Origin of the sequence: Cryobacterium sp. TMT4-31 (assembly GCF_004403385.1) — a bacterium.
Taxonomy (GTDB): Bacteria; Actinomycetota; Actinomycetes; order Actinomycetales; family Microbacteriaceae; genus Cryobacterium; species Cryobacterium zongtaii.
In genome coordinates this window covers 16,666-28,991 of sequence record NZ_SOGI01000056.1, presented here as the reverse complement: position 1 = coordinate 28,991, position 12,326 = coordinate 16,666, and the positions used below count along the sequence as shown (strand labels likewise).

General features: G+C 65.2%; 12 protein-coding genes. 6 read left to right on the top strand and 6 right to left on the bottom strand.

Annotation, left to right across the window (positions count from 1 at the left end):
- Window positions 1–9: 9 nt before the first annotated feature.
- Window positions 10–1,062 carry an anthranilate phosphoribosyltransferase gene (gene trpD, locus E3T19_RS12745; protein WP_134409019.1) on the bottom strand — a complete coding sequence of 351 codons (1,053 nt, stop codon included), beginning with the start codon at window positions 1,060–1,062 and terminating at the stop codon, window positions 10–12.
- 142 nt (window positions 1,063–1,204) lie between these two features.
- Between trpD and E3T19_RS12740 the strand changes: the two genes are divergently transcribed.
- The 5 genes from E3T19_RS12740 (at window position 1,205) to E3T19_RS12720 (ending at window position 6,330) form a co-directional block, all read left to right on the top strand.
- Window positions 1,205–1,834 carry a heme-copper oxidase subunit III gene (locus E3T19_RS12740; protein WP_241980214.1) on the top strand — a complete coding sequence of 210 codons (630 nt, stop codon included), beginning with the start codon at window positions 1,205–1,207 and terminating at the stop codon, window positions 1,832–1,834.
- Between the two features lie 24 nt (window positions 1,835–1,858).
- Window positions 1,859–2,671, top strand: a complete 813-nt coding sequence (locus E3T19_RS12735) for a cytochrome c (protein WP_088456184.1) — start codon at window positions 1,859–1,861, stop codon at window positions 2,669–2,671.
- 53 nt (window positions 2,672–2,724) lie between these two features.
- A complete protein-coding gene (locus E3T19_RS12730; RefSeq protein ID WP_088456183.1) occupies window positions 2,725–3,798 on the top strand; it encodes a ubiquinol-cytochrome c reductase iron-sulfur subunit in 1,074 nt (357 codons plus the stop codon).
- Between the two features lie 14 nt (window positions 3,799–3,812).
- The gene (locus tag E3T19_RS12725; RefSeq protein ID WP_174776237.1) at window positions 3,813–5,411 is read left to right on the top strand and encodes a ubiquinol-cytochrome c reductase cytochrome b subunit; all 1,599 of its coding nucleotides are present in this window, start codon (window positions 3,813–3,815) and stop codon (window positions 5,409–5,411) included.
- Window positions 5,412–5,574: 163 nt separating this feature from the next.
- Window positions 5,575–6,330 (top strand): hypothetical protein, encoded by a 756-nt coding sequence (locus tag E3T19_RS12720; protein WP_134409017.1) that lies wholly within the window; start codon window positions 5,575–5,577, stop codon window positions 6,328–6,330.
- Between the two features lie 67 nt (window positions 6,331–6,397).
- Here the strand turns inward: E3T19_RS12720 and E3T19_RS12715 are convergent, their stop codons facing one another.
- The 5 genes from E3T19_RS12715 to E3T19_RS12695 all read right to left on the bottom strand — a co-directional run bounded on the left by E3T19_RS12715 (window position 6,398) and on the right by E3T19_RS12695 (window position 11,644).
- Window positions 6,398–6,820 carry a cytochrome c oxidase subunit 4 gene (locus E3T19_RS12715; protein ID WP_088456180.1) on the bottom strand — a complete coding sequence of 141 codons (423 nt, stop codon included), beginning with the start codon at window positions 6,818–6,820 and terminating at the stop codon, window positions 6,398–6,400.
- The gene (ctaD, locus tag E3T19_RS12710; RefSeq protein WP_088456179.1) at window positions 6,821–8,557 is read right to left on the bottom strand and encodes a cytochrome c oxidase subunit I; all 1,737 of its coding nucleotides are present in this window, start codon (window positions 8,555–8,557) and stop codon (window positions 6,821–6,823) included. It abuts the gene before it with no gap.
- A gap of 3 nt (window positions 8,558–8,560) precedes the next feature.
- Entirely contained in the window at window positions 8,561–9,448 is an 888-nt protein-coding gene (gene coxB / locus E3T19_RS12705) for a cytochrome c oxidase subunit II (protein ID WP_134409016.1), read from the bottom strand.
- A gap of 260 nt (window positions 9,449–9,708) precedes the next feature.
- A complete protein-coding gene (gene erpA / locus E3T19_RS12700) occupies window positions 9,709–10,065 on the bottom strand; it encodes an iron-sulfur cluster insertion protein ErpA (protein WP_088456177.1) in 357 nt (118 codons plus the stop codon).
- 142 nt (window positions 10,066–10,207) lie between these two features.
- Window positions 10,208–11,644: a dipeptidase gene (locus E3T19_RS12695; protein ID WP_134409015.1), complete on the bottom strand. Its 1,437-nt coding sequence runs from the start codon at window positions 11,642–11,644 to the stop codon at window positions 10,208–10,210.
- 39 nt (window positions 11,645–11,683) lie between these two features.
- On the opposite strand from E3T19_RS12695, the gene E3T19_RS12690 reads away from it, so the two are divergent.
- Entirely contained in the window at window positions 11,684–12,280 is a 597-nt protein-coding gene (locus E3T19_RS12690; protein ID WP_134409014.1) for a DUF3043 domain-containing protein, read from the top strand.
- Window positions 12,281–12,326 lie beyond the last annotated feature (46 nt).

Below are 12,326 nucleotides of genomic sequence, written 5' to 3'. Positions count from 1 at the left end.
TGGTGCAGGTCAGGCGCGGCTGGCCTGCACCCAGTCGGCGAGTTTCGCGGTTCCGGCGCCGGAGTCGATGGCCTGCGCGGCCACGGCGAGTTTCGCCCGGAACCGGTCCAGGATGCTGACCTGGGACTGAGCGGGATCGTGGGCGAGGTCGTAGGCGACCAGGCCCGCTGCCGCGTTCAGCAGCACGATGTCCCGCACCGGTCCCTGCTCTCCGGCGAGGACCGAGTGCACCACTGCCGCGTTGTGTTCCGGCGAACCGCCGATCAGCTGGCTCATGGTCGCCCGCGGGATGCCGAGATCGCGTGGGTCGATGTCGTGCTCGGTGACCAGACCCCTGGAGACCTCCCACACGTGGCTGTGCCCCGTCGTGGTGAGTTCGTCGAGGCCATCGTCGCCACGGAACACCAACGCCGATGCTCCGCGGGTCTGGAACACCCCGACGAACAGAGGGACCCTGTCGAGGTTGGCCACACCGACGGCGGAAGCTTCCGGCCGGGCCGGGTTGACGAGGGGGCCGAGGAAGTTGAACACCGTGGGGATACCCAGCTCGGACCGAACGGCAGCGGCATGCCGAAAACCGGGGTGGAACGCGGCAGCATAGGCGAAGGTGATGCCCGTGGCAGCCAGGATCGAGGCCACTGCGTCGGCCGACAGGGTCAGGTCGATGCCCAGCGCGGCAAGCACGTCCGACGAACCGGATGCCGAACTGGCCGCCCGATTGCCGTGTTTGATCACCGGCACACCGGTTGCCGCACACACTATCGACGCCATGGTCGAGACGTTCACGGTCCCGAACCGGTCTCCCCCGGTGCCGACGATGTCCAGCCCCATCGAGTTGACGTTCAGCGGAACGGCGTGGTCCAGGATCGCGTCGCGGAAACCGACGATTTCATCGACGGTCTCACCCTTGGCGCGCAGAGCCACCAGGAATCCGGCCAACTGAGCCGGGGTGGCCTCGCCGAGCATGATGCGTTCCATACTCCACGCCGCATCGGCGACGCTCAGGTCCTCTCTACGCAGGAGGGCATCAAGAACGGCGGGCCATGACTGGGATTCGAGCATGGCCCAATCTTAAGCGCCGGCGCTCCCCCGACCGGTATTTCGGCGCCGTCAGGCCTCGGTTGGGGATACCAATTTTCACATTAGGGTCTTATGGCACTTCACCTTGAGAAAAACCTGTGGAGGAATCGGTCATAATGGAATAGTGACGACGACCTCAATTACTCCCCGGGCGACCATTCCCGTAGTTAACAGGCCCAACAGCGTGGCGGTTGGCACCATTGTCTGGCTGGGCAGTGAGGTCATGTTCTTCGCTGGCCTCTTCGCCATCTACTTCACGTTGCGGTCCACCTCCCCGGAGCTGTGGCAGTTCGAGACGGAAAAGCACAACTTCGTCTTCGCCCTGGTGAACACCCTGATCCTGGTCTCCTCCTCGATCACCTGCCAGTTCGGCGTCTTCGCTGCCGAGCGCCTGCAGGCCAGGTCCACCGGGTGGAAGCCCAGCCAGTGGGGCATGGTCGAGTGGTTCTTCCTCACCTATGCCCTCGGCGCCGTCTTCGTCTCCGGCCAGGTCCTCGAGTACGCGACCCTCGTGTCGGAGGGCGTCACCCTCGCCTCCAACGCCTACGGCTCAGCGTTCTACCTCACCACCGGATTCCACGGCATCCACGTGACCGCCGGACTCATTGCCTTCCTCCTCGTGATCGGTCGCGGTTTCGCGGTCAAGAACTTCGGTCACAAGGAAGCCACCAGCGCCATCGTGGTCTCGTACTACTGGCATTTCGTCGACGTCGTGTGGATCGGGCTCTTCCTGGTCATCTACGTTCTTAAATAACAAGCAGGAGCGGACACACTCAGTATGCCCAGGACTCAGAAACCTACCAACGGCCGCACACGTCGCAGCGGTCGGCGCAGCCCGCTGGCCAGCGTCGCCCTGATCGCGATCGGCCTGCTCTTCACCGGCGGCGCGTACGCGATGATCAGCACCAGCACGGCAACCGCACAGACCGAAACGGCATCGCAGCAGACCGTCAGCGAGGGCGAGAAGCTTTTCGCCGCGAACTGCGCGACCTGCCACGGCCTCAGCGCCGACGGAACCGGCACCGGTCCCAGCCTGATCGGCGTGGGCGCCGCGTCCGTTGACTTCCAGGTCGGCACCGGGCGCATGCCCATGCAGGCCAACGGCCCGCAGGCCATCGTCAAGCCTGTGCAGTTCACCGAGGAGCAGACCGCGGCTCTCGTCGCCTATGTCGCATCCCTCGCGCCCGGCCCTGCCATCCCCGAAGCCGAATACCTGGATGCCGAGGGCGACGCCGCCGCCGGCGCCGAGCTGTTCCGGATCAACTGCGCCATGTGCCACAACGTCGCCGGAGCAGGCGGCGCGCTCACCGAGGGCAAGTACGCTCCCGCGCTGGACGGCGTCACCCCGCAGCACATCTACGAGGCCATGATCACCGGCCCGCAGAACATGCCGGTGTTCAACGACATGAACGTCTCGCCTGAAGACAAGCGCGACATCATCACTTACCTCAAGTACATCGAGAACAACCCGTCGCCGGGTGGATTCGCCCTCGGATCCCTCGGACCGGTGTCCGAAGGCCTCTTCCTCTGGATCTTCGGTCTGGGTGCCATCGTGGCCCTGACCGTGTGGATCACGGCGAAATCGAATTGATCGGCACCCGGCAATGACACACCCAGCACAGACAGCGCCCACGAAGGAGAACAATGGCCAGCGATGAGACCAGCGGAAAGGATCTGACCGCTGCCGACTCCTCGAGTGTCGAGCACGTCACGGCCGCCGTCGGCACCGCCGTCGTCGCCCGCGACGCCGTGGCCAATCCCGGCTTCCCTCCGCACCGCCCCCGGATCACCGACCTCGACCCGCGCGCCGAGAAGCGCGCCGAGCGCACGGTGTACACCCTGTTCTACCTGTCGATCGTCGGCAGCATTTTCGCCATCGCGGCGTACATCATCTTCCCGATCGTCCCCGAAGACCCGGGCTCCGTGCGGCTGAACAACCTGTTCATCGGGATCGGGCTCGCGTTGGCGCTGCTGGCGCTGGGCATCGGTGCGGTGCACTGGGGCAAGGCGCTGATGCACGACGAGGAGGGCGTGGACGAGCGTCACCCGGTCCGGGGCAGCGACGAGACCCGCGCCCGCGCGGTCGAAATCTTCCAGGAAGCCAACACGGAGTCCGGCATCGGCCGACGCGCCGTGATCCGCAACAGCCTCATCGGGGCCCTCGTGGTCTTCCCGCTCCCCGCCGTCGTCCTGTTCCGCGGGCTCGCCCCGATGGACCAGGATCCCGTCGCCCTCCTGAAGCAGACCATGTGGGAGAAGGGCACCAGGCTGGCCCTGGACCCGTCCGGTGCGCCGATCAAGGCCTCGGACGTCACCCTGGGTTCGTCCTTCGCGGTGATCCCGGAGGGCCTGATGGATCTTGAGCACGGCCGGCTTGAAGAGAAGGCCAAGGCTGTGGTGATCCTCGTGCGCATGAAGCCCGAGGACCTCATCGAAACGCCCGAGCGGGCTAGCTGGTCCTACGACGGGATCGTCGCGTACTCCAAGATCTGCACACACGTAGGCTGCCCCGTCGGCCTGTACGAACAGCAGACGCACCACCTCCTCTGCCCCTGCCACCAGTCACAGTTCAATGTGGCCGACCAGGCGAAAGTCATCTTCGGACCCGCCAAACGCGCCCTTCCGCAGCTGCCCATCGCCGTGGACTCCGAGGGGTACCTCATCGCGCAGAGCGATTTCCTTGAACCGGTCGGACCGAGCTTTTGGGAGCGACAGTGAGTACCACAACCGATATGAAACCCGCCGAGTCGAAGAAGTCCGGTGGCTTCACCGGCGCCGCGGCGAACTACATCGACGAGCGCACCAGCATCTCCACCGCGGTCAAGGAACTGGGTCGCAAGATCTTCCCCGACCACTGGTCTTTCCTGCTCGGTGAGGTGGCGCTCTACAGCTTCGTCATCATCCTGCTGTCCGGATCGTTCCTGACCTTCTTCTTCCAGGCCTCGATGGCCGAAGTGCACTACGAAGGCTCCTACGTGCCTCTCAAGGGCGTGGAGATGTCGGTGGCCATGGCATCCTCGCTGGACATCTCCTTCGACGTGCGCGGCGGACTGCTGATGCGTCAGGTACACCACTGGGCTGCGCTGCTGTTCGTGGCATCCATCGGACTGCACATGCTGCGCATCTACTTCACCGGAGCCTTCCGCAAGCCTCGCGAGCTGAACTGGGTGATCGGCTTCGTCCTGTTCATCCTGGCCATGGCTGAGGGCTTCACCGGCTACTCGCTGCCCGACGACCTGCTCTCCGGAAACGGCCTGCGGATCATCGACGGCATGGTCAAGGGCATCCCCGTCGTCGGAACCTGGATCTCGTTCCTGCTCTTCGGCGGCGAGTTCCCGGGCACCGACATCGTCGGTCGTCTGTATTCGCTTCACATCCTGCTGCTTCCGGCGATCATCGTCGCCTTGATCGCGCTGCACCTGCTCTTCGTCGTGGTGCACAAGCACACCCAGTACCCCGGAGCGGGCCGCACGGACACGAACGTCGTCGGCTACCCGGTGCTCCCGGTCTACGCCGCCAAGGCCGGTGGATTCTTCTTCATCGTCTTCGGCGTCGTGATGCTGATGGCCTCGTTCTTCACGATCAACCCGATCTGGAACTACGGACCGTACGACCCCTCACCGGTGTCCGCCGGGACCCAGCCGGACTGGTACATCGGCTTTGCCGACGGCGCCCTCCGGTTGATTCCGCCGGGACTGGAGTGGGTTGGTCTGGGCGGCACCTGGTCGTTCAACATCCTGATCCCCCTCGTGGGCCTCGGCGTGTTCATCGGCGTTGTCCTGCTGTACCCGTTCCTCGAAGCGTGGATCACCGGTGACAAGCGCGAGCACCACATCCTGGACCGTCCGCGCAACGCGCCGACCCGCACGGCCATCGGCGCCGCGGGTGTCACGTTCTACGCCGGCCTGTGGGCGGCGGCGTCCTCGGACATCATCGCCACGCACTTCTCGGTGACCATGGAGGGTGTCATCCACACCCTTCAGGCCGTCGTGATCCTCGGCCCGTTCGTCGCCTACTTCATCACCAAGCGAGTGTGCCTGGCGCTGCAGAAGAAGGACCGGGAGATTGTCCTGCACGGCTACGAGTCCGGTCGCATCGTCCGTCTGCCCGGCGGCGAGTACATCGAGGTGCACCAGCCCGTCGACGAGTACGAGCGTTGGAAGTTGGTCAGCTACACCAACTACAAGCCGCTCGAGTTGACTCCGAACGCCCAGGGCAAGGTGTCCCCGGTTCAGCGGGTTCGTGCCGGCCTGTCCCGCTGGTTCTTCGAAGATCGGATTGCCCCGGTCGGGACCAAGGAACTCGAAGAAAGCCACGGCGATCACCACTAGTTCCTCAGCCGAATCGGTTCGGGCACCCCACCCACTCCAGACTCTGTCTGAGTGGCTGCGGTGCCCGAACTGTTTGGGCGACCTGGTCCCGGCCGGCGACCGAGTTCTCGCCTGCAGCACCGGCCACCGTTTCGACACGAACCGGCGGGGCTTCGCGTCCCTCATGGTCGGTTCACGCAAACTCATCGGCGATTCCGCCGCCATGCTGGACGCCCGCGACATCTTCTTGGAACGCGGGTGGTATACCGAACTCCGCGAGGCCCTCAGCGCTCTCGTGGCCGCCGAATCCCCGCACCGAATCATCGACATCGGCTGCGGCACCGGCTATTACCTGCGGGGGGCCCTGCACGCCGCCTCCGGCGTCCACTCCCCCGGTTCCCCGCTGTCCCGTACCCCTGGCGTCGCGGCACTGGCCATGGACCTGTCAGCGGCCGCGGTCGCACGAACGGTCCGGGCCGGTCTCACCGAACCTCACTCGACCACGGACGGGCTCGTCGCGGATGTCTGGTCGCCGCTGCCGATCCGGGACGGGGCCGCTGACGTCGCCATCAACGTGTTCGCTCCCCGGAATCCGGCCGAGTTCCATCGCATCCTGGCTCCCGGAGCACTTCTCGCCGTCGTGGTGCCGCACGCCAGCCATCTCCAGGAACTGCGCGCCGCCGGCCTGGCCCTGGAGGTGCACGGGAACAAGACCGACGACCTGGTCGCCAGCCTGGCGCCGGGCTTTCACCTGGAGTCCACGGCGGACCTCTCCAGGGTCCTGGTACTCTCCCCCGACGACGTTGCCGCCCTCATCGGCATGGGCCCCTCCTCGCACCACACATCCTCCACAGACCCCGCAGACCCTACCGGGCCGCCAGGGTCGACCGAGGTGACCGTGGCGTTCCGACTCCTCGGCTTCCGCCGCTCCCTGCACTGAGCATCGGTGCACGACAAAGCGCCAGTGACCCGAAGGTCACTGGCGCTTTGTCGTGCGGTGGTGGGGCCTAGCGGGCGAAGAGTCCGCGGTAGTACTCGTAGACCCAGCCGACGAGGCTGATCACGCCGATGCCGACGGCGATGAAGGAGATCCAGAAGCCGACGGCCAGTCCCAGGAACAACAGTGCCGCGCTGGCCGCGAGCATGATCGGCCACCAGCTCCACGGGCTGAAGAAGCCCAGCTCGGGGTCGCCGTCATCGATGTTGGCGTCGAGCATGTCCTCGGGAAGTTCGCCGCCCTGCGCCTTGTAGACGCGAGACAGGTAGAACGCGATGAACGCCACGAGCAGTGCGCAGAGGGAGATCGCGAAGGCTCCGACCCACTCGATGCGACCCTGGCTCGGGTCGACGAGGCCCCACACGACGTACGCGACTGCTACCAGCGCGAGGAATCCGGTCAGGATCCAGTAGAGGTTGACATTGGCTTTCATCTACTTAACCTTTTCCGATCCTGCGTCATAGGTGGGAGCATCCGGGGCGTCTTTTGCCGGACCGATGCCGACGGGCATACCGACCTCCGGGTGATTCAGGTCGAATGCGGGACGCTCGGAGCGGATACGCGGGATCGACGTGAAGTTGTGGCGCGGCGGCGGGCAGGATGTAGCCCACTCCAGGGAGGCGCCGTAGCCCCACGGGTCGTTCACCGTGACCCTCGGAGCCGTTCGGGCGGTGACGTACACGTTCAGGAAGAACGGGATCATCGAGATCGCGAGGATCATCGAGCCGACGGTCGAGAGCTGGTTCATCCAGGTGAACCCGTCGTCGGGCAGGTAGGACGCGTAACGGCGGGGCATGCCCACCACACCGAGCCAGTGCTGCACGAGGAAGGTTGTGTGGAAGCCGATGAACAGGAGCCAGAAGTGCCACTTGCCCAGGCGTTCGTTGAGCATCTTGCCGGTCCACTTGGGCCACCAGAAGTAGAACCCGCTGAACATGGCGAAGACGACCGTGCCGAAGACCACGTAGTGGAAGTGGGCAACCACGAAGTAGGTGTCTGACACGTGGAAGTCCAGCGGCGGTGAGGCCAGGATGACGCCGGTCAGCCCACCGAAGGTGAAGGTGATCAGGAAGCCGATGGCCCAGAGCATGGGGGTCTCGAAGGTCAGCGAACCCCGCCACATCGTTCCGATCCAGTTGAAGATCTTCACGCCGGTCGGAACCGCGATGAGCATCGTCATCAGGGAGAAGAACGGCAACAGGACCGAGCCGGTCACGTACATGTGGTGCGCCCACACCGTCACGGACAGCGCCGCGATGGAGATGGTCGCGTAGATCAGGGTCTTGTACCCGAAGATCGGCTTGCGGCTGAAGACCGGGAACACCTCGGACACGATGCCGAAGAACGGCAGGGCGATGATGTACACCTCGGGGTGACCGAAGAACCAGAACAGGTGCTGCCAGAGGATGGCACCGCCATTGGCCGGGTCGTAGATGTGCGAGAGGAAGATCCGGTCGCTGGCGGCGGCGAGCATGGCGGCGGCGAGCACCGGGAACGCCATCAGGATCAGCAGCGAGGTGACGAGAGTGTTCCAGGTGAAGATCGGCATCCGGAACATCGTCATGCCGGGGGCACGCATGGTGATGATGGTGGTGATGAAGTTCACGCCACCGAGGATCGTGCCGAAGCCCGAGAGCCCCAGGCCGACCATCCACAGATTACCGCCGACCCCTGGCGAGAAGGTCGTGCTCGCCAGCGGTTGGTAGGCGAACCAGCCGAACGACGCCGCTCCCTGCGGGGTGAGGAAGCCGCCGACCGCTATCAGGCTGCCGAAGAAGAACAGCCAGAAGGAGAACGCGTTGAGTCGCGGGAACGCGACGTCGGGTGCACCGATCTGGAGCGGCATCAGCGCGTTCGCGAAGCCGAAGAACAGTGGTGTCGCGAACATCAGCAGCATGATGGTGCCGTGCATCGTGAAGAGCTGGTTGTACTGCTCCTTGGTCTGCACGATCTGCAGTCCGGGTTCGAAGAGCTGGGCGCGCATCACGAGCGCCATCACCCCGCCGAGGCAGAAGTAGATGAACGAGGTGATCAGGTACATGTACCCGATGACCTTGTGGTCGGTGGAGGTGATCCACCGAACGACGATGTTGCCCTTGCGGTCAACGCCGGTCGGCCGGGCGGCCGAGGACGCTGCCGGAGCGCCGGCGGGAGCTGTTGTGGTGCTCATGGTCTAGTTGCCTTCCTCAGCCGTCGGGGCGTCGGTGCCTGGTTGGTTCAAGTTGCGGTCGTATTCGCTGTCGACCTGGCCGTCGTTGCCGGCGGCGCGCAGGGAGTCGACATAGGCTTCGTAGTCGGCCTCGGAGACGACCTCCACGTTGAAGAGCATCAACGAGTGGTACTCGCCGCAGAGCTCGGCGCATTTGCCGGCGTAGGTGCCTACGCGTTCGGGGATGACCGACATGTAGTTGGTCTTGCCCGGGATCATGTCCTTCTTGTAGAGGAAGTCGATGACCCAGAAGGAGTGAATGACGTCGCGCGCTTCCAGCGCGATCTCGATCTTCTTGCCGACGGGCAGGACGAGCGTGGGGATCTCGGACTCGACCAGCGCGCCCTTCTCACCCTCGAGGTCAGGCTGGCCCTGAATACCCTGAGTGAAGACATCGTCGGTGACGTAGTTGAAGTCCCAGGCCCACTGCTTGCCGATCGCTTCGATCTGCAGGTCAGGCTCGTCGAACCGAGCCTCGATGGCGTTCTGGTCCCGCGCGGTGAAGGCGAAGAAGCCCAGCACCAGGATGAGCGGGACGATCGTGTAGAAGATCTCGATCGGCATGTTGTACCGCAGCTGCACCGGGAGTCCGGTCTGGCCCTTGCGCCGACGGTAGACGACGACGGACCAGATCGTGAGGCCCCAGGTGATCAGGCCGACAATGAGCAGCACGATCCACGAGGTGGTCCACAGACCGGACACGCGCTCGGTGTTGTTGGTTACCGGGGACTCGCCCTCCTCGAAACCGGGCAGGTACCCGTTGAGCTGAGCCTGGGTGCATCCGGTGAGGACAATGGCTAGCGTTGCTGCGACCGGTATGACGGCCCATCGGAGACGGCGGTTTTTGAGCACCGGTGACCTTTCGGAAAGACGTGAAGGCACTACACAGGAAGTGCGTTTATCATCTTTAGCTTACTCCGCGCCGGTCGCACCCGAGTGCACGAGCGACGGACCCGTCGCAATTCTCCGCTCCGATTGGGGAGTGACAACAGGGTCGAAGGGCCCGTCCTGAGCCGTTTTGAGCCAGAAGCGCCGACGACGACGGGACCCGAACCGGATGTGCAAAAAGGAGACCGTCCGGTGGACGGTCTCCTTTTTTTTATGATCACACGCTAGTTGAAGGAGTCCCCACAGGCGCAGCTGCCGCCGGCGTTCGGGTTGTCGATGGTGAAGCCCTGCTTCTGGATGGTGTCCTCGAAGTCGATGGACGCACCCTCGAGGTACGGGACGCTCATCTTGTCGACGACGACCTCGACACCGTCATAGTCCATGACGGCGTCACCCTCGAGGGTGCGCTCGTCAAAGTACAACTGGTAGATCAGGCCTGAACAGCCGCCGGGCTGCACGGCGACGCGCAGTCGCAGGTCTTCGCGGCCTTCCTGGGCGAGCAGGCTGCGCACCTTCGCGGCGGCGACGTCGGTGAGACCGACGCCGTGGGCGATGGTGCTGGTTTCGATCGTGTCGGTCATGGTGCTCCTCGGTATTATCCGGTTTCGCGTCGGTGAGCATCCCACGCGCATGGGGTCCGCCGGCGAATCTGTTCCTAGTGTATCCGCCCGGGCCGTGAGCGGGCTGGATGACGCGGACGCCTTCTCAGGCCCTGCGGTGGGGTCAGTGGCCGGTGCGGTCGTTGAGGCGGCCCAGAAGGAAGGCCTCACTGAGCACGGCTCGCTTGAAGACGCCCAGGTGCAGCGACTCGTTGGGGCTGTGCGCCCGGGAATCCGGGTCTTCGACCCCGGTCACCAGGATCTGCGCTTCGGGAAACTCCCGGACCAGGTCCGCGATGAACGGGATCGACCCGCCCACACCGATGTCGACGGGCTCCACGCCCCAGCCTGCCGTCATGGCCAGGCGGGTCTCCGCAACGGCCCACCCGCCGGTGTCGACCAGGAACGGTTCTCCGGTGTCCAGGTCGTCGATGGCGAGGTGGGCGCCGAACGGTGCGTGTGCACGCAGGTGGGCCTCGATCACGCCGGCAGCTTCCTTGGCGGACTGGCCGGGCGCGATGCGCACGCTGATCTGCACGCTGACCGCGGGCGTCAGGGTGTTGGACGCGTTGGCGACGGTGGGAGCATCGATTCCGGTCACCGTCAGCGCGGGCTGGGACCAGATGCGGCTGAGGATGGATCCGTGCCCGATCGGGGAGACTCCGTCGAGCAGGCCGGTCTCCGCTCGCAGCGCGGACTCATCGTACGGCGGTGTCGGCGCGTCGTGACTGGTCAGACCGCTGATCGCGACGGACCCGTCTGCGGCGTACAGGGTGCCCAGCAGTTTGATGGTCGCCATCATGGCGTCCGGGACGGCGCCGCCGAACATTCCGGAGTGCGAGGCGTGCGCCAACGTGCTCACGGTGAGCCTGAAGGTGACGTTGCCGCGCAGCCCGATAGTGATGGCCGGAGTGTCGACGTCCCAGTTGTTCGAGTCGGCGACGACGATCGCGTCGGCGCGGAGCGCCTCCCGGTTCTCGGTGAGGAAGGTGGCGAAGGAGCGGCTGCCGAATTCTTCCTCGCCCTCGATGAAGAGGGCCAGGCCGAGGTCGAGGTCCCCGTCGGTGGCCGCGAGGAGCGCGCGCAATGCGGCGACGTGCGCCATGACGCCGGCCTTGTCGTCCGCGGCGCCGCGACCGTACAGGCGGTCCCCGCGCAGGGTCGGTTCGAAGGGCGGCGAGTCCCACGCGTCGTCGAGCCCGGGAGGCTGCACGTCGTGGTGGGCGTAAAGCAGAACCGTGGGGCGGCCGTTCTTGGCCGGGCGGGTCGCGAGGATGGCGGGCTGTCCGAGTTCGTCGGTACCGGGGATGCCCGCCTGCGTGACCGTGACGGTGTCGAAGATCCCGATCTCCCGCACCAGATCGGCGACGGCGTCGGCGCTGGCGCGCACGTGATCGCGATCGAATGCGGCCCAGGACACCGAGGGGATCCGCACGAGGGCGCACAGGTCGGCGACCGTCCGCGGGAGCTCCCGTTCGACGGCGTTCCGCAGCGCCGATTCACGGGGGTGTGCTGCGACTTGCTGGGTGGTTGCTGCTGCTGTGTCCGCGGTATCCGTCATGCGAGTAATCTTAAGGCAACCTAACTGCAAGGAACTGATGTGGCTAAGCAACCTGTAAATCCCGGCGCAGAACCGTCGATCGAATCCGCCGATGAGACGAAGTCCCGTCTGGCCGGTCAGTCGACGCGCAAGGGCCAGCCCACGCCGAGCCGCCGTGTACAGGAGGCCGCGAACAAACGCCCACTGGTTCCGGACGACCGCAAACTGGCCGCCAAGCAGGCGCGGGCGAAGTCGGCCGAGGCCCGTGAGAGGGCGCGTCTCGGCATGGCCGCCGGTGACGACAAGTACCTCCCGGTGCGCGAGCGTGGACCGCAGAAGCGTTTCGCCCGTGACTACATCGACGCCAGATTCAACGTGGGCGAGTTCATGATCCCGGTGATGTTCCTGGTCATCCTGCTCACCTTCTTCCCGGATCCGTCCGTCCAGACGTATGGCATCCTCGCTCTCTGGGCCTTCTTCCTGGTCGCGATCGCGGACTGCGTAGTGCTCGGTTTCATCCTCACCAAGAAAATCGAGGCCAAGTTCGGCGCCGACCGGGCCGAGAAGGTCCGTTGGTATGCGGCCATGCGAGCCCTGCAGTTGCGGGTCATGCGCCTGCCGAAGCCCCAGGTGAAGCGGGGCCAGTACCCGGCCTGATCCACGAAAACACGAAGAACCCCTCGGAGCCGGCTCCGAGGGGTTC